This window comes from Conexibacter arvalis (assembly GCF_014199525.1).
In the GTDB taxonomy this organism is placed as follows: Bacteria; Actinomycetota; Thermoleophilia; order Solirubrobacterales; family Solirubrobacteraceae; genus Conexibacter; species Conexibacter arvalis.
Genome location: NZ_JACHNU010000011.1, coordinates 36,057 through 53,152, shown reverse-complemented (window position 1 = coordinate 53,152; position 17,096 = coordinate 36,057). Strand labels below are relative to the sequence as shown.

The 17,096-nt window shown below is 77.3% G+C and carries 11 protein-coding genes; 5 read left to right on the top strand and 6 right to left on the bottom strand.

Annotated features, from left to right (window positions below; translation table 11 throughout):
- The first annotated feature begins 48 nt into the window (after window positions 1–48).
- Entirely contained in the window at window positions 49–1,770 is a 1,722-nt protein-coding gene (locus tag BDZ31_RS23585; protein ID WP_183345794.1) for a CocE/NonD family hydrolase, read from the top strand.
- Window positions 1,767–3,146, top strand: a complete 1,380-nt coding sequence (locus BDZ31_RS23580; protein ID WP_183345792.1) for a serine hydrolase domain-containing protein — start codon at window positions 1,767–1,769, stop codon at window positions 3,144–3,146. Before BDZ31_RS23585 ends, BDZ31_RS23580 begins: the two co-directional genes overlap by 4 nt.
- A gap of 38 nt (window positions 3,147–3,184) precedes the next feature.
- Here BDZ31_RS23580 and BDZ31_RS23575 read toward each other — a convergent pair whose 3' ends face one another.
- From BDZ31_RS23575 to BDZ31_RS23555, 5 genes are read right to left on the bottom strand one after another with little or no spacing between them, the layout of a single operon-like run.
- The gene (locus tag BDZ31_RS23575; protein ID WP_183345790.1) at window positions 3,185–4,741 is read right to left on the bottom strand and encodes a M81 family metallopeptidase; all 1,557 of its coding nucleotides are present in this window, start codon (window positions 4,739–4,741) and stop codon (window positions 3,185–3,187) included.
- On the bottom strand, window positions 4,702–6,354 hold the full coding sequence (locus tag BDZ31_RS23570) for an ABC transporter substrate-binding protein (protein ID WP_183345788.1): 1,653 nt from the start codon (window positions 6,352–6,354) through the stop codon (window positions 4,702–4,704). The genes BDZ31_RS23575 and BDZ31_RS23570 overlap by 40 nt, the downstream gene beginning before the upstream one ends.
- A gap of 35 nt (window positions 6,355–6,389) precedes the next feature.
- On the bottom strand, window positions 6,390–7,151 hold the full coding sequence (locus BDZ31_RS23565) for an ABC transporter ATP-binding protein (RefSeq protein WP_183345786.1): 762 nt from the start codon (window positions 7,149–7,151) through the stop codon (window positions 6,390–6,392).
- Window positions 7,148–9,217: a dipeptide/oligopeptide/nickel ABC transporter permease/ATP-binding protein gene (locus BDZ31_RS23560; RefSeq protein WP_183345784.1), complete on the bottom strand. Its 2,070-nt coding sequence runs from the start codon at window positions 9,215–9,217 to the stop codon at window positions 7,148–7,150. Before BDZ31_RS23560 ends, BDZ31_RS23565 begins: the two co-directional genes overlap by 4 nt.
- A gap of 2 nt (window positions 9,218–9,219) precedes the next feature.
- On the bottom strand, window positions 9,220–10,176 hold the full coding sequence (locus BDZ31_RS23555) for an ABC transporter permease subunit (protein ID WP_221243296.1): 957 nt from the start codon (window positions 10,174–10,176) through the stop codon (window positions 9,220–9,222).
- Between the two features lie 325 nt (window positions 10,177–10,501).
- On the opposite strand from BDZ31_RS23555, the gene BDZ31_RS23550 reads away from it, so the two are divergent.
- A complete protein-coding gene (locus tag BDZ31_RS23550) occupies window positions 10,502–12,169 on the top strand; it encodes a PucR family transcriptional regulator (protein ID WP_183345779.1) in 1,668 nt (555 codons plus the stop codon).
- Here BDZ31_RS23550 and BDZ31_RS23545 read toward each other — a convergent pair.
- Window positions 12,142–13,401, bottom strand: a complete 1,260-nt coding sequence (locus BDZ31_RS23545; RefSeq protein WP_183345777.1) for an NAD(P)/FAD-dependent oxidoreductase — start codon at window positions 13,399–13,401, stop codon at window positions 12,142–12,144. The genes BDZ31_RS23550 and BDZ31_RS23545 overlap by 28 nt on opposite strands.
- A 118-nt stretch (window positions 13,402–13,519) precedes the next feature.
- On the opposite strand from BDZ31_RS23545, the gene BDZ31_RS23540 reads away from it, so the two are divergent.
- Window positions 13,520–15,751, top strand: a complete 2,232-nt coding sequence (locus BDZ31_RS23540) for a S9 family peptidase (RefSeq protein WP_183345775.1) — start codon at window positions 13,520–13,522, stop codon at window positions 15,749–15,751.
- A complete protein-coding gene (locus BDZ31_RS23535) occupies window positions 15,748–17,070 on the top strand; it encodes a metal-dependent hydrolase family protein (protein WP_183345773.1) in 1,323 nt (440 codons plus the stop codon). The genes BDZ31_RS23540 and BDZ31_RS23535 overlap by 4 nt, the downstream gene beginning before the upstream one ends.
- Window positions 17,071–17,096 lie beyond the last annotated feature (26 nt).

Sequence of the window (17,096 nt, the reverse complement as noted above, 5' to 3'; positions counted from 1 at the left end):
GGCCGCGGACACCACCTCGGCCGGCCGACCGCCGGCTAGCGTGCGTCCATGTCAACGAGAACACCGCTCGGGCTCCCGGTCGCGACGGAGGAGCTGCGGGCGCGCTTCGACGCCGAGGTCGCCCCGCCCGATCCCGCCGCCCCGATCCAGCTGGAGGTCGGGATCCAGGTCCGCGACGGCGTCGAGCTCGCCGCCGACGTCTACCTGCCCGCCGCCGCCCAGCTGCCGGCGCCGGCCGTCGTCTTCGCGACGCCCTACGACAAGAGCACGCCGATCCTCAACGCGCTCGAGGCCCAGCTCTACCAGGAGAACGGCTACGTCGCCGTCGTCTACGACGTGCGCGGCCGCGGCAAGTCGGAGGGCGAGTGGCGCGCCTTCGTCAACGACGCGCACGACGGCCACGACGTCGTCGAGTGGGTCGCCGACCAGCCGTGGTGCGATGGCGCGGTCGGCGTCAGCGGGCTCAGCTACGGCGGCTGGGCGACCTGGGCGACCGCATCGCAGCGGCCGCCGCACCTGAGAGCGATCGTCTCGACCTCGCCGGCCGGCCGCTGGATGCAGGAGATCCCGGCGACCAACGGCTGCTTCCAGCTCTACTTCGCCTACTGGGTCGCGGCCGTCCGGCGGCGCCTGCTCGGCCTCGGCGCGCTCGACCTCGACCAGCTCGTCAACACGCTCCCGGTCGACGACATCAAGCGGCTGATCGACCCGACCGGCCGCACGTGGGACGACCTGATGGAGCACGACACGCTCGACGACCACTGGCAGGCGCTGCGGTGGGACGGGCGCTACGACCAGATCGACCTGCCGGTCCTGCACGTCACCGGCTGGCACGACCACGAGGACCTGCTCGGCGCCTTCCACCACTACGAGCAGATGGTCGACCAGTCGCCCGCGGCCGACCGCCAGTGGCTGCTCGTCGGCCCCTGGAGCCACGTGATGTGCCGCTGGCCCGGCTCCGAGTACGGCGGGGTCAGCTACGCGGCCGAGGCCGCGGTCGACATGCACGCCGTCCACCTGCGCTTCTTCGACCGCTTCCTGCGCGGCGAGCGCAACGGCCTCGACGACGAGCCGCGCGTCCGCCTCTTCGACGCCGGCGCCGATCGCTGGGCCGCCCCGGCCGCCTGGCGCGCCGCCACGACCGAGCGGCGGCTGTTCCTCGGCGGCGACGGGAGCCTCGCCGACGACGCCGCGGCCGCCGGCCCCGCGACCGCGCGCGACTACCGCTACGACCCGCTCGACCCGGTGACGACCGCGTTCGACCTCGGCGCGGCCGTCTGGGAGCCGCCGGTCGACATGGCGCCGACCGAGGGGCGCGACGACGTGCTCTGCTTCACCTCGGCGCCGCTGGAGCGGCCGCTGACCGTCCACGGGTGGCCGCGGCTGGCGCTGCGCGCGACGACCGACGGCGACGACACCGACTGGCACGTGAAGCTGACCGACTGCCCGCCCGACGGACGGTCGCTGCGGGTCGCCGGCGGGTGCCTGCGGGCGTCGCACGGCGCATCGCTCGAGCGCCCGCAGCCCGTCCCGCCCGGCGAGGCGGTCGACTACGACGTCGAGCTGACGCCGATCCACCACACGTTCGCGGCCGGCCATCGGATCCGCCTGACGATCACCTCGTCGGACTTCCCCTGGTTCGCGCGCAACCTCAACCGCTTCGGCCCGATCGCCCACCAGGACGACCCGCGCACGGCGCGCAACTCGATCCACTGCGGCGCCGGCGGCTCGGTGCTGTCGCTGCCGATCTCCGAGAGGATCGAACGATGACCGCTTCCAGCCAGTCGCTCGGACTCGACGCGACGCTCGCCGCCGCGATCGACCGCCACGACGTGCCGGGCGCGTCGCTCGCGCTGCTCGTCGACGGCGAGGTCCACGTCGCCGCCGCGGGCCTGCTCAGCCGCGCCACCGGCGTCGAGGCGACCCCCGACTCGCTCTTCCAGATCGGCTCGATCTCGAAGACCTTCACCGCCACGCTGGCGATGCAGCTCGTCGACCGCGGCGAGCTGAGCCTCGACACGCGCGTCGCCGACGTGATCCCCGGCTTCCGCGTCGGCGACCCGCGCGCGACCGCGCAGACGACGATCGCCCACCTGCTGACCCACACCAGCGGGATCGGCGGCGACGCCTTCATCGACACCGGCCGCGGCGACGACGCCGTTGCCCAGGCGGTGCGGGCATACGCCTACCTCGGCCAGGACGTCCCGTTCGACTCGCGCTTCTCCTACTCCAACGCCGGCTTCGTGATCCTCGGCCGCGTGATCGAGCTGGTCTGCGGCAGAAGCTGGGATGCGGTGCTGCGCGAGCGGCTGCTCGACCCGATGGGCCTCGAGCGCGCCTGCACGCTGCCCGAGGAGGCGCTGCTCCACCGCGCCGCCGTCGGCCACATCGGCGAGGACCCGCAGCCGGCGCCGGCGTGGGTGCTGCCGCGCGGGCTCGGCCCGTCCGGGCTGATCTGCGCGACGGCGGCCGAGCTGCTGGAGCACGGGCGGCTCCACCTGCACGACGGCCGCAGCGCCGCCGGCGAGCAGCTGCTGAGCGCCGAGAGCGCGCGCGCGATGCGCGAGCAGCGGGCCAGCCTCGACGGCCTGACCGGCGTCGGCGCGACCGGCTGGGGCCTCGGCTGGATGCTGCGCGAATGGGACGGCTGCCGCGTCTTCGGCCACGACGGCGGCACGATCGGCCAGTTCGCCTTCCTGCACGCGATCCCCGCGCGCGGGGCGGCGATCGCGCTGCTGACCAACGGCGGCCTCGCGACCGACTGCTTCCGCGACCTCGCGCGCGACCTGCTCGGCCGCACCTGCGGCCTGACGCTGCCGCCCGACCCGGAGCCGCTCCCCGGCGGGGAGGTCGACCCGGCGCTCGCCGGCGTCTACGAGGCGATCGGCAACCGGGTCGAGGTCGCCGCCGGCGACGGCGCGCTGCACGCGACGATCGTCCCGACCGAGGAGCACGGCGAGCTGTTCGGGGAGGAGCTGCCGCCGGCGGTCGAGCTGCGACCGCTCGAGCCCGAGCGGGGGATCTACGCCGGCCGCGCCCCGCACGTGCTCGAGGCGGGGACCAGCTGGGTCCCGGTCACCTTCCCGCGGATCGCCGGCGAGCAGTACGTCCACTTCGGCGGCCGCGCGCTGCGCCGCGTCGGGTAGCGGGCGCGCCGGGGCGCCGGCGCGCCGGGCGCGCCCGCTCAGGCGAGCGGGCGCGTCGGCGGCGCGTCGGGATCGAGCGGCCACACCGGCCGGCGCAGGCGGCGATGGCCGAGCCGCTCGACCGCGGCCGAGGTCGCCCCGCCGGTGTCGGCCTCGATCACCGCGCTGGCGCGCGGCGCGAACCAGGCGCGGTAGTGGGCCGAGGACTTCAGCGCGACCACCGCCCGTCTGGCGACGTCGACGCCGTGGAGCGCGAAGATCGCCTCGTCGAGCGTCTGGGTGCGACCGCTGGCGACGATCACCTCGACGGTGCCGATGCGCAGCAGCGCCGACGGCCCGAGGTCGACCTGCCGGCCGCGCTCCATCGGGTGCAGCGCACGGAAGCGGCCGTCGGTCAGGCGCACCACCTCGGCCTCGACGGCCAGCGGCTCGCCGGCCGCCGGGCCGGAGGCGCCGCCGAGCCGCAGCGCGATCCGGGCGCCCTCGCCGGCGGCGTGGGCCGCGGCGGCGGCCGCCTCGTCGCAGAGGAAGCCGAAGCAGGCGTCGGGCAGCTCGGCCGCGACCATCGCGCGCAGCAGGCGCGTGCCGTCGCCGGGCGCGCCGCCGCCGGGGTTGTCGGAGACCTCCGCCAGCACGACCGGTCTGCCGTTCTCGCCGGTCGCGACCGCCCTCAGCGCCGCCGCCACCGCCGCGGCCGCGTCGGGCCGCTCGACCGGCAGCCGCTCGCGCCGCCGCCACAGCTCGTCGGCGAGCGCGTCGGCGCCCTGCTCGGCGAGCGCCGCGTCGCCGTCGGCGACGACCAGCGCGGCGGCGCCGACCGCGGGCACGTCGGTGAACGGGAAGCCGTGGAGGTAGGCGGCGTGGAGCACGCCGGGGCGCTCCCGCCATGCCTCGGCGGCGGCACGCAGCTCGGCGCCGACGCCGCCGTCGGTCGCCGTCGGCGGCGTCAGCAGCGGGACCGAGCGGGCAGCCGTCACCGGCCGCAGCTCGCCGCGCGCGCAGCCGGCCGCCAGCTCGACCGCGCGCTCGCCGCATGCCTCGAAGTCGACGTGCGGGTACCGGAGGCAGGGCACGAGCGCGGTCGCGTGCGCGACCATCGCGGCGGTCAGGTTGGTGTGCAGGTCGAGCGTCGCGAGCACCGGCACGGACGGGCCGACCTGCTCGCGCACGCGCGCCAGCAGGTCGCCCTCGAGGTCGTCGACCCCGTCGGCGACCCCGGCGCCGTGGAGCGCCAGGCAGACGGCGTCGAGCGGGCCGGCCGCGGCGAGCGCGTCGAGCAGCGCGCCCGCCGCGGCGGCGTAGGCCTCGGCGCTCACGAGCCCGCCGGGCTCGGCCGCGACGTAGACGGCCGGCACCGCCTCCAGGCCGAGCCGCTCGGCGGCGGCCAGCATGCCGCCGAGCTCGGTGCCCGTCCCGCGGTAGGCCGCGACCAGCCGCTCGCCGGCGAGCCAGTCGGCGGCTCTCAGGGTCGCCAGCGTCGTCGGGCGGGGGATGAACGTGTTCGTCTCGTGGACGATCCCCCCGACCGCCACCCGCAGCCGTCGCGGCCCGTCGCTCATCCGGCCGCCTGCAGCGAGGTCGGGATCGGGCCCCACCAGCTCAGCTCGAAGCCGACGCCGTCGTTGGCGAAGTAGCGCGTCGGCATCTCGACGACCGGCACGATGTCGCCCGCGGCCAGCAGCGCCTCCTCGGCCTCTCTCCACGTGGCGCAGGACTCCTCGCCGGCCAGCGCTATCGCTCTTCTCGCGGCCTGCTCGAAGGCGGCGTTGGCGCCGTTGGTGAAGTTCTGGCCTCTGTCGGGCGCGGGGCCGCTGAAGAACGGCACCAGCTGGCTCGGCAGGTTCATGCCGATCTGGAAGCCGGGCAGCAGGTCCCAGTCGCCGCCGAAGGCCGCGGCGACCAGCGCGCCGGAGTCCATCGGCTGCGGTCTGACCTCGATGCCGACCTCCTTCAGCGCCGCGACGATCAGCTCCATGCCGGCGTCGAAGCCGGCGAAGTCGTTCGGCTGCGGCGCTCTGAGCGACAGCCGTCTGCCGTCCTTGACGCGGATCCCGTCGGAGCCCGCTCTCCAGCCGGCCTCGTCGAGGAGCCGCTGGGCCTCCTCGGCGCCGCCCGTGGGCAGCGCCGCGGCGACGCCGTCGTCGACGCAGGCGATGTCGGGCGTGGTGATCCCGTCGGCGAGCGTCCCGACGCCGTCGAGGTAGACCTCCGCCAGCTGCTCGCGCGGCAGCGCAAGCGCCAGCGCCTGCCGCACCGCGGGGTCGCCGGTCGGGCGGTCGGAGGACTGGTTGGGGATCGAGAAGATCACCGAGGTCGGCAGCGCCGCCATCGCCAGGCCTCTGTCGCTGACGCGCTCGGCGTCGGCGCCGTCGAGGACGGCCGTGTCGAGGTCGCCGGCGAGCAGCAGGTTGGCCATCGTCGTCGGGTTGGTGACGACTCTGATCGTGACCGTTCTCGGCAGCTCGGCGGTCGGCAGCGAGCCCTCCGGACCCCAGGCGTAGTCGTCGCGCCGTCTCAGCACGTAGCGCTCGCCCGGCACCGTGTCGGTCAGCTCGTAGGGGCCCGAGCCGCTCGTGCGCGTCTCGAGCATCGCGCGGTCTCTCAGGCCTCTGCCGCAGATGATCGGGACCAGCTGCAGCGAGGGGACGAGCGTGCCGTTGGGCTCGTCGAGCCTGATCGTCACCGTCCGCGCTCTGTCGTCGGCGGTGACGGCGTAGTCGGCGGTCGGCACGCCGAGCCCGAGCAGCGCCGAGCCGACCTTCGGGTCCTTGACGTCGTCGAGGTTGCGCTTGACGGTGCTCGCGGTCACCGGGCTGCCGTCGGAGCAGGTCGCGCCCTCGCGGATCGTGAAGGTCGCCTGACGCGGCGTCTCCTCCCAGCTCTCGGCGAGGCCCGGGACCAGTCTGCCGCCGGGGCCGGGCGCGAGCAGGTGGTCGTAGGTGTAGCTCAGCACCGCCAGCGAGGCGTCGAGCAGCGTCTTGTGCGGATCGAGCGAGTCCGGTCTCGTGATCATCCCGATCGTCAGCTCGGCGTCGCCCGACGGCGTGCCCTCGAGCGCGATCGCGGTCGCCGCGGCGGCCGGCTCGCCGCCGTCGCCGCCGGTCGTGGCGCCGGTCGAGCCGCCCTCGTCGCTCGAGCCGCCGCAGGCGGCCAGCGCGACGCCGCTCGCCCCGACCGCGAGCAGGGACATCAGTCGCTTCTTCCTCATCATGCGTCCTCCCGGTCCTCTCGACCAGACAGCGATCAGCCACCCGCGGCCGCATCGAGCAGCAGCCGCGTGTAGTCGTTGCGCGGCGACGCCATCAGCGCAGCCGCCTCTCCCTCCTCCACGATCCGCCCGCCGCGCATCACGGCGACGCGGTCGCTGACATAGCGGACGATCGCCATGTCGTGCGAGATCACGAGCAGCGACAGCCCGCTCTGCTCGCGCAGGTCGCGCAGCAGGTTCAGGACCGCCCCCTGGACCGACACGTCGAGCGCGGCCGTCGGCTCGTCGGCGACGATCAGGTCGGGCCGCACGGCGAGCGCGCGCGCCAGCGAGACCCGCTGGCGCTGGCCGCCGGAGAGGCTCGCCGGGCGCGACGCGGCATGCGCCGGGTCGAGCTGGACCTGCTCGAGCAGCCGCCGCACCTCCGCGGCGCGGGCGGCGCGGCCGAGCCGGCGGTGGGCCGTGGCGGCCTCGGCGAGCGTCTCTCCGACGGTCATGCGCGGGTCGAGCGACGCGCGCGGATCCTGGAAGACGAGCTGGACGCGACGGCGCAGGCGGCGCAGCCGGCGCCCGCGGGCCCCGGCGAAGTCCTCGCCGTCGTACTCGATGCGGCCGGCGACCGGGGCGACCAGGCCGACGGTCGCGCGCGCGAGCGTCGACTTGCCCGAGCCCGACTCGCCGACGAGGCCGACGACCGTGCCGGCCGGCACGTCGAGGTCGACGCCGTCGACCGCGACGTGCGCGTTCCGGCCGCTGCCCACCTGGACGCGGAGCCCGCGCACCGCCAAGCCGCTCATCGCCGCTCCTCCTCGCGCTCGTCTCCCGCCGCCGCGGCCGGCGCCGGCGCGGCCGCGTCGGGCGCAGGGTGCCAGCAGGCGACGCGCCGGCCGGGCGCGCCGTCGAGCGCGACCAGCGGCGGCTGCTGCGCGCGGCAGCGCTCGCTCGCGAAGGCGCAACGCGCCGCGAAGGCGCAGCTGGCCGGCAGCTCGGCGGCGGTCGGCGGGCGGCCGGGGATCGTCGGCAGCGGACGGTCGCGATCGGTCTCCATGTCGGGCACCGCCGCCAGCAGCGCGCGCGTGTACGGGTGGACGGCGCGCTCGCGCAGGTCGGCCGCCGGCAGCTCCTCGACGATCCGGCCGCCGTACATCACCAGCACGCGCTCGCAGAAGGAGGCGATCACGCCGATGTCGTGGGAGATCAGCAGGATCGCGGTGCCGTCCTCGTCGTTGGCGCGGCGCAGCGCGGCGAGCACCTCGCGCTCGACCGCGACGTCGAGCGCCGTCGTCGGCTCGTCGGCGACGATCAGGCCGGGCCGGACCGTCATCCCCATCGCGATCACCGCCCGCTGGCGCATCCCGCCGGAGAGCTCGTGAGGATGCTGGCCGAGCCGCTGCTCCGGTCTCGTCAATCTCAGCTCGCGCAGCCGCTCGATCGCCGCCTCGGTCGCCTCGCCGGCGTCGAGGTCGCGGTGCTCGATCGCCGCCTCGGTCAGCTGGCGGCGCAGCCGCAGCGCCGGGTTGAGCGCGCTCAGCGGATCCTGGAAGACGACGGCGAGCGAGCGGCCGAGCAGGCGGCGGCGGCCCGTGCCGGCGCGGGCGAAGAGCGGCTCGCCGGCGATCTCGTGGGCGGCCGTCTCGACCGCGAACGGCGGCTCGAGCAGCGCGGCGGCGGCGAGCGCCGTGAGGCTCTTGCCGGAGCCCGACTCGCCGACGATCCCGACCCGCTCGCCGTGGCCGACCGTCAGCGAGACCTCGCGCACCGGCGTGACCGCCCCCTCGGCGGCCGGCAGCGAGACCGACAGCCGCTCGACCCGCAGCGCCGCCGGCGGGCCGGCGGGGGCGGGCGGCGCGGGCGCGGGGTCGACGGCGGGCGCCGCCGGGACATCCCCGGGCGCGGCGTCGGCGGCGGGCGCGGCGGCGGCAGGCGCGGCGGCGGCGGACGCGGCGGCGGCGGGCGCCGCCTCGTCGGCCAGCGCCTCCGCGACGGGCGCCGCGAGCGTCGCGGACGGGGCGAGGCCGGCGGCGCGGCGGCGACGGCGGGCGCGCTGCGGCGCGTCGGTCGCGATCGCCGCGGCCAGCACGTCGCCGCCGGCGTTGATCGCGACCCCCGCCAGCACGATCGCCAGGCCGGGGCCGAGCGCCGCCATCGGCGTCACGTACATGCGGTCGAGGCCGACGCTCAGCAGCGCGCCCCAGTCGTAGTCGGGCGACTGGACGCCGAGGCCGAGGAAGCTGAGCGCCGACAGCGCCAGCAGCGCCTGGCTGGTCGCCATCGCGAACTGGAGCACGAGCGGCGCGGCGATGTTCGGCAGGATGTGGCGGCCGAGCAGGCGCGGCCAGCGGACGCCGACGACGCGGCTGGCGGCGACGTACTCGGCGCCGCCGACCGACGCGGCGAGCGTCTGCGTCAGCCGCGCCGCCTGCGGCGCGAGCGCGACGCCGAGCGCGATCACCGCCCCCTTCGCGCCGATCCCGACGATCGTCGCGACCAGCAGCGCGAGCAGCAGCCCGGGGATCGCGACGAAGAGGTTGATCGTCGTCGCCACGACGCTGCGCAGCCGCGGCCCCAGCAGCGCCGGCAGCAGGCCGACGGCGACGCCGAGGGCGAAGCCCAGCGCGGCGGTCGCCAGCGCCAGCAGCAGCGACAGGCGGGTCGCGACCAGCACGCGCGCCAGCAGGTCGCGGCCGAGCTGGTCGGTGCCGAACGGATGGGCGGCGGAGGCGCCGGCGCGCATCGCCGCGGTGTCGATCTCGTCAGCGGCGCCGCTCCACAGCGGCGGGCCGGCGACGACCAGCGCGAGCAGCGCCGCCAGCACGGCGAGCAGGGCGATCCGCCCCGGGGTGAGGTCGAGTCGTTCGCGCATCGTCAGCTCTCCCGGATCAGCGACCGCGGGTCGAGCAGGCCGAGCACGACGTCGATCAGCAGGTTGACGACCAGCACGATCGCGCCGAGCACCAGCACGACCGCCTGCACGAGCGGATAGTCCTTGGCGATGATCGCCTCGACGACCGTCGTCCCGATCCCCGGCCAGGCGAAGACGTTCTCGACGATCACCGTGCTGGCGATCATCGCGCCGAAGAGGAGGCCGCCGACCGTCAGCGTGGCGGTCAGCGCGTTCGGCAGCAGATGGCGCAGGTAGAGCGCGCGCGCCGGCAGCCGCTTGCTGCGCGCGACGCGGATGTACTCCTGGTCGAGCACGCGCAGCGTCTCGACGCGCGTCAGCCGCGCCAGGATCGCCGTCGGCACGGCGGCCAGCGCCAGCACCGGCAGCACGTACGACGACGCCTGCTCGGCGCCGGCGATCGGCAGCCAGCCGAGCGTCACGCCGAACAGCGCGACGAGGCCGGCGGCGCAGAGATACTCGGGGATCGACATCACGACGCCGGTCCCGAGCGTGAAGGCGCCGGCCAGCGGCGGGCGCGTGCCGCCGCGCGTGAAGACCGCGATCGCGACCCCGAGCGGCAGCGCGACCAGCGCGACGACGAGGAAGGCGAGCAGGCAGAGGCGCGCCGTCGCGGGCAGCCGCTCGCCAAGGATGTCGCCGACCGCGCGGCGCTGCGTCAGCGACTCGCCGAAGTCGCCGCGGACGACGCGGCCCGCGTAGTCGCGCAGCTGCACCAGCGCCGGGTCGTCGAGCCCGAGCGCGGCGCGGCGGGCCTCGACGACCTCCGCCGAGGCCGACGGGCCGAGCGCGGCGCGGACCGGGTCGCCCGGCACCAGCCGCATCGCGAGGAAGGTCAGCACGATCAGCAGCGCCAGCGAGGCGGCCAGCAGCAGCAGCCGGCGGGCCGCGAAGCGCAGCCACGGGTGCCCGCCGCTCACCGCGGTCCCCTTTCGAGGGGAAGCGCGGAGGCCGGCGCCGCGGCCGATCGGCCGGCGCGCAGGCGCGCGCTCGCGCAAGCCGTCATCATCCCGGCGATGACCGACGTGGAGCGGCCGATCGATCCCATCGCCGCCGCGGACGCGACTGCGCCGACACATCCCTTCATGGCGCCATCGTGGCGCATCCCCATGCGGGGGTGGTCTTCTCCGCGAACAACCGCGGTCGGCCGTCGTTGTGCTCCGGCCACAACGAGGGCACGTCGATTGGTCGCGACAGGGCAACGGGAGGCGGTCGGCGCCGCGTTACCGTTGCGACATGCCGCCGATGGCGACGCTTGAGCGTCTCTGCGCCGATCTCGGCGCCGACCTGATCGAGGTCGTCGAGGCCCCGCGCGGGCTCGACGTCGCGGTGCTCGACGCGAGCGTCCACGACCCCGCCGAGCCGCTCGCCGGCGCCGTCGCCGACGGCGACCTCGTGCTCGCCGTCGGGGCCGGGATCGCCGCCGAGACGACCGCCGCGCTGCTGCGCGACGCCGGCGCCGCCGGTGCCGCCGGCGTCGTCTGCAAGCGCCGCGGCACCGCGCCGCCGGCGCTGCGCGACGCCGCGCGCGCGGCGGGCGTCGCGCTGCTGACCGCCGATCCCGACCTCGCCTGGGGCCAGCTGTACGAGCTGGTGCGCACCGCGCTCGCCGCCGACGGCGCGATCGAGCCGCAGCTCGACGGCGCCGGCCGCAGCGACCTGTTCGCGCTCGCCGACGCGACCGCCGCGCTCGCCGGCGGCCCGATCTCGATCGAGGACGCGCGCTCGCGGGTGCTCGCCTTCTCCCACGGCGGCCAGGACATCGACCCGGCGCGCGCGGCGACGATCCTCGGCCGGCGGGTCCCCGACCAGTGGGCCGCGAAGCTGCGGCGCGAGGCGGTGCTGGAGCAGCTCGAGCATGCCGGCGAGCCGGTCACGATCGCCTTCGACGGGCTGCAGCCGCGCCGCGCGATCGCGATCCGCGCCGGCAGCACGACGCTCGGCTCGATCTGGCTGGCCGTCGGCCCCGACGGCCCCTCGCCGACCGCCGACGAGGTGCTGCGCTCGGCCGCGCAGATCGCGGCGCTGCACCTGCTGCGGCGGCGCGTCACGAAGGACCTCGAGCGGCGGCTGCGCGCGACGCGGCTGCGCGCGCTGCTGACCGGCGAGGGCGGCACGCGCGCGCTCGAGCAGCTCGAGCTGGCCGGCGACGGGATCGCCGTCGCCGCGGTCGCGATCGACGGTTCCGGCGGCGACGCGGCCGCGCTCGAGCGGCTCGGAGACCTGCTCGTCATGCACCTGCGCGCCTATCGGCGCCAAGCCGAGGCGACGGTCCTCGACGAGCGGCTCTACGTGCTCGCCGGCTGCCGCGAGGGCAGCGACCGCGACGCGCTCCGGCGCTGCCTCGGCGACGGCCTCTCGCGCGCCGCGCAGGCGCTGCGCGCCCGCGTCGACGCCGGCCTCAGCCGCTCGGCGGCCGGCGCCGAGGCGGTCGTCGCGGCGCGGCGGGCCGCCGACCAGGCGCTCGAGCTCGGCCCGCGCGACGGCGGCGTCGTCGGCTTCGAGGAGGTCCACGCGCAGGCGATCGTCGCCGACGTGCGCGCCTTCCTCGCCGACCGCGGGACCGTCCCCTCCCCCGAGCTGGAGGCGCTGGTCGCCCACGACCGCGAGCACGGCACCGACTTCGTCGCGACGCTGCGCGTCTCGCTGGAGGCGCGCAGCGACAACCGCGAGACGGCGCGGCGGCTCGGCGTCCACATCAACACCGTCCGCTACCGCCTGCGTCGGATCGCCGAGCTGACGCGCCTGCGGCTCGACGACGGCGACGTCCGCTTCGCGATCGAGCTGCAGCTGCGGCTGCTGCCGCTCGGAGCCGGCGACGGCGACGGCGCGCGTGAGGCGCCGGCCGCCGGCGGTCGCGGGTCAGGCGGCGACGACGGCTCGGATCACGCCGCCAGCGCGCGGTTGTCGTAGCGGGCGATCGAGAAGGGCGCCAGCTCGAGCGGCGGGCGGCCGTCGAGGATCGCCGGCGCCAGCAGCGCGCCGGTCGTCGCCGCCAGCGTGACGCCGAGCATCGAGTGGCCGGTGGCGACATGCAGCCCCGGCAGCCCCGGGACCGGCCCGATCACCGGCACGCCGTCGGGCGTCAGCGGCCGGAAGCCGGCCCACTCCCGCCGCGTGCCGCGCGCCCCCCAATCGGCGAGCGCCCGCCGCGCCGCGCGGTCGACGGCCTCGATCCGGCGGCGGTCGAGCCGCAGGTCGCGGGCGCCCAGCTCGAGCGTCCCGGCGGCCCGCAGCGCGCCGTCGAACGGCGTCAGCGCGAGCTTGTCCTCGAGCAGGTAGATCGGGCCGCCGAGCGGCGGGTCGGCCTCCTCGTACGTGACGCTGTAGCCCTTCGCGCCCTCCATCGGCAGCCGCACGCCGAGCGGCGCCAGCAGCCGGCCGCTGGCCGCTCCGGCGGCGACGACGACCCGGTCGGCGCGCACCGCGGCGCCGTCGGCGCAGACGACCGTCCAGCGGTCGCCCTCGCGCGCGATCCGCGCCACGGCGGTGCGCTCGCGCAGGTCGGCGCCGGCCTCGCGCAGCCACGCGACGACGCCGGCGGTGACGGTCTCGGGCCGCACGTGGCGCTCCCCGAGCGAGTGGATCGCGCCGACGAGCGCGTCGGAGAGCGCCGGCTCGAGCGCCCGCAGCGCGGCGGCGTCGAGCATCCGCAGCTCGCCGTCGTAGCCGAGCGCCTGCGCGTCGCGCAGCACGTGCAGCTCGTGGTCGAGCACGCGCTGGTCGCGCGCGACGAACAGCAGCCCGCGGTCGTGCCACTCGAAGGCGACGCCGCGCTCGGCGAGCGCCTCGTAGTCGGGGACGGCGCGGTCGCAGAGCGCGACCAGCGCGGCCATCCCGGCGCTGTAGCGGCGCGGCCGCGTCGCGCGCCAGAAGTCGTAGGACCAGCGCAGGAAGCTGAACCGCGGGACCGGCCGCACGAGCAGCGGGCTCGACGGGTCGGGCATCCAGCGCAGCGCCTGCAGCATCGTCCCCGGCGCCGGCAGCGGGTTGGGGATGCCCGGCGACACCCAGCCGGCGTTCCCGGCCGAGGCGCCCTCGCCCCATCCCCCCTGCTCCACCACCGTCACCTCGGCGCCCCGCCGCGCGAGCGCTTCCGCCGCGCACAGTCCGACGACGCCGCCGCCGATCACCACTGCGTCCATGTGGCGAAGATATGGCCCGCTCGGCGGGTCCACGTGGTGCGCCGCTCACAGCCGGCAGGCGGCCGCCTTGTGGAGCGCGACAGTGCGGCGGCGGCGACCGACGGCCGAGAATCGCGCCATGTCGATACCTGCTCGCCCGCTCGCGCCGGCCGACGCGCTGCGGATCCCGCGGCCCAAGGAGCCGGCCTGCTCGCCGGACGGCCGGCTCATCGCCTTCACCGTCCAGCTGCCCGACGCCGAGGCCGACACGGTCCGCGCGCGCGTATGGGCGGCGCCGGCCGACGGCGCGACGCCGGCGCGCCCGCTGACCGCCGGCCCGCACGACGGCGCCCCGCGCTTCTCGCCCGACGGCGCCCTGCTCGCCTGGCTGGCCTCGCCGACGCTGGAGGACGAGGGCGCCGGCGCCGGGGTGGAGCTGTGGGCGGTCGCGACCGACGCGGTCGCCGACGCGCTCGCGGCGGGGGGCGAGCGGGACGGTCGGGAGGCGCCGGCCGCCGAGGCGCCCGGTGCGGGCTCGGCCGATCGCGCCGCGCTCACCGCCGGGCCGGGTGCGGCCCTCGCCGACGAACCGCCGGCCGGCGCGCGCCGCGTCGGGCTGCTGCCGGCCGGCGCCGGCGAGCCGGCCTTCTCACCCGACGGGACGCGGATCGCCTTCACCGCCCCGGTCGACCGCGCCGGCGCGGCCCCGGACGAGCGCGCGGCCGCGCGGCGGCAGGTCGCGCCGGTCGTCGTGCGGCGGCTCGACGAGAAGGCCGACGGGCTCGGCCTGCGCGGGACCGTCCGCCGCCAGCTGCACGTCGTCGACCTCCCCTCCGGCGCGGTGCGGCAGCTGACCCACGACGAGCACGACGCGCGCGAGCCGGCGTGGAGCGCGGACGGGCGCCGGCTCGTCTACGCCCGCGCGCTCGACGGCGACGGCGGCGCGCACGAGCGCAGCGCGCTGTTCGAGGTCCCCGACGACGGCGGCGCGCCCCGCCGACTGACGCCGGCCGACGGCCTCGCGGCCGCCCCCTGCCCGCTGCCCGACGGCGGGACGATCGCGTACGTCGGCCGCGTGCCGGCCGGCCTCGGCACGCTGCGGCTGCTCGCGGTCGACCGCGACGGCGCGCCGCCTCGCGACCTCGATCCCAGCCTCGACCGCTCGCTCAACGTCGGCAACGTCGTCGAGGGCGGCTGCCGGCCGCAGGCGCTCGCCGACGGACGGGTGCTGTTCGCCGTCGCCGACCGCGGCTCGACCCACCTGCGCGCCGCGCCGCTCGACGGCGGCGGCTCGGAGCCGCTGCTCGCCGACCCGCTGCGCGTCGCCTTCCGCGCGGCCGCCGGCGGCCCGACCGTGGCGGTCGTGATCGCCGACGCCGGCTCGCCCGGCGAGCTGCACGCGCTCCCGCTGCCGGCCGCCGGCGCGCCGGCCGCCGACGCCGGCCGCCGGCTGACCTCGCTGTTCGCCGACGCGCTGCCGGAGGTCGCGGTCGCGCCGCTGCGCGAGCGGACCTTCACCGCGCCCGACGGCGCGGAGGTGCACGGCTGGCTGCTGCTCGACGAGGCCGCCGGCGACGGTCCGCGGCCGCTGCTGGTCGACGTCCACGGCGGCCCGCACAGCCAGTGGTCGCCGGCGCTCGAGCCGGCTCGCTCCTACTGGCACGAGCTGGTCGCCGACGGCTGGGCGGTGCTGCTGCTCAACCAGCGCGCCAGCGACGGCTACGGCGAGGCGTGGATGACCTCGACCGTCGGCCGGTGGGGGCTGGCCGACGAGGGCGACTTCCACGCCGCGATCGACGCGCTCGTCGCCGAGGGGATCGCCGACCCGCGGCGGCTGGCCGTCACCGGCTACAGCTACGGCGGCTACATGACCTGCTGGCTGACGGCCCGCTCGCGGCGCTTCCGCGCGGCGGTCGCGGGCGGCTGCGTCGCCGACCTGCGCTCCCACCTCGGCACCGCCGACATCGGCCCCTCGTGGGGGCGGATGGTCCACGGCCTGGCCCCGGACGGCCCGCTGGCGCCGCTGGAGGAGATCTCGCCGATCGCGCACGTCGGCGCGGTCGCGACGCCGACGCTCGTGCTCCACGGCGAGGGCGACGACCGCTGCCCGATCGGGCAGGCCGAGCAGTGGTTCACGACGCTGCGGGCGCAGGGGGTCGAGAGCGAGCTGGTGCGCTACCCCGACTCCGACCACGTCTTCGTCATCGCCGGCCGGCCCTCCCATCGCGTCGACTACTGCCGCCGGACGCTCGCCTGGCTGCGCGCCCACGTCGGCCACGGCGCGGAGGGCGGCGGGCGCGCTGGGGGCGGGGAGCGCGCGGAGGGCGGCGACCCCACGGCGCGCGGCGAGCGCGCGGAGGGCGCGGCATGAGCGCCGCGGCCGTGCCGACCGGCGGCGCTGGGGCGCCGCTCTCACTGGTGCTGCGCGAGGTCGAGGCGCTCGACCTCGGCGGCGGCTTCGCCCGCGCCGACGTCGCCGTCGTCGACGGGCGGATCGCGGCGGTCGGGCGGGACCTCCGCGCGCCGGGGCTGCCGTCGGTCGACGGCGCCGGCCTGTGGCTGCTGCCGGGCGTCGTCGACTGCCACGCCCACCTCGGCCTCTCGACGCTCGACCGGCTGGAGGGGCTGGCGACCCCGGCGTCGCGCTGGGCGCTGGAGACGGCCGACAACGCCCGCCGCACGCTGCTGGCCGGCGTCACGACGCTGCGCGACGCCGGCGGCGCCGACGCCGGCATCCGCGAGGCGATCGAGCTCGGCTTCGCGACCGGTCCGCGGCTGCAGGTCTCGACCGTGATGCTGTCGCAGACCGGCGGCCATGCCGACGGCTTCCTGCCCGGCCTCGCCGCCTCCGGCGTCGTCGGCGCCGACGCGCTGCCGCCCGATCCGGCCCGCCCGCCGGCCGTGGTCGACGGCCCGGAGCAGATGCGGCTGGTCGTGCGCCAGCTGCTGCGCGGCGGCTCGGACTGGATCAAGCTCTGCACGACCGGCGGCGTGCTGTCGGCCCACGACGACCCGCGCGCCGCCGAGCTGACCGACGAGGAGGTCGCCGTGGCGGTCTTCGAGGCGGCCCGCAGAGGGCGCGGCGTGATGGCGCACGCCAACGGCGGCGAGGGGCTCGACCTCGCGGTCCGCAACGGCGTGCGCTCGATCGAGCACGGCCTCTTCCTGACCGAGGAGCAGGCGCACGCGATGGCCGCCGCCGGCTGCTGGCTGGTGCCGACGCTGACGGTCGTCCACGACGTGCTGCGGCTCGCCGACGCCGGCGAGCTGCCGCCGCACGCGGCCGAGAAGGCCGGCGAGCTGCGGGCGATCGTCGGCGAGGCGGTCGCGATCGCGCGCGCCGCCGGCGTGCCGATCGCGCTCGGCAGCGACCTGCTGCTGCGCGAGCAGCACGGCCGCAACCTGGAGGAGATCGTCCACCTGCGCGCCGCCGGGATGAGCCCCGAGGAGGCGCTGCTGACGGCGACGATCCGCGGCGCCGAGCTGTGCGGCGTCGCCGCCGAGCGCGGCTCGCTGGAGCCGGGCAAGGCGTTCGACGCGATCGTGCTCGACGGCGACCCAGGCGACCTCTCGCCGTTCGCGCGCCCGGGGACGGTGACCGGCGTCTTCCGCGACGGCGTGCCGGTCCTCCCCCACCCGCGCCTCGGCGAGCTGCAGGCAGCCGGCGCGGCCGGCGCGGCGGCCGCCTGAGCGGAGCGTCCGCTTCGAGGACTCGT

Coding starts and splice junctions, on each gene's coding strand:
- BDZ31_RS23580 (WP_183345792.1), top strand. CDS start 1,767: ATGACCGCTTCCAGCCAGTCGCTCGGACTCGACGCGACGCTCGCCGCC.
- BDZ31_RS23535 (WP_183345773.1), top strand. CDS start 15,748: ATGAGCGCCGCGGCCGTGCCGACCGGCGGCGCTGGGGCGCCGCTCTCA.
- BDZ31_RS23540 (WP_183345775.1), top strand. CDS start 13,520: ATGTCGATACCTGCTCGCCCGCTCGCGCCGGCCGACGCGCTGCGGATC.
- BDZ31_RS23560 (WP_183345784.1), bottom strand. CDS start 9,217: ATGCGCGAACGACTCGACCTCACCCCGGGGCGGATCGCCCTGCTCGCC.
- BDZ31_RS23545 (WP_183345777.1), bottom strand. CDS start 13,401: ATGGACGCAGTGGTGATCGGCGGCGGCGTCGTCGGACTGTGCGCGGCG.
- BDZ31_RS23550 (WP_183345779.1), top strand. CDS start 10,502: ATGGCGACGCTTGAGCGTCTCTGCGCCGATCTCGGCGCCGACCTGATC.
- BDZ31_RS23565 (WP_183345786.1), bottom strand. CDS start 7,151: ATGAGCGGCTTGGCGGTGCGCGGGCTCCGCGTCCAGGTGGGCAGCGGC.
- BDZ31_RS23570 (WP_183345788.1), bottom strand. CDS start 6,354: ATGAGGAAGAAGCGACTGATGTCCCTGCTCGCGGTCGGGGCGAGCGGC.
- BDZ31_RS23585 (WP_183345794.1), top strand. CDS start 49: ATGTCAACGAGAACACCGCTCGGGCTCCCGGTCGCGACGGAGGAGCTG.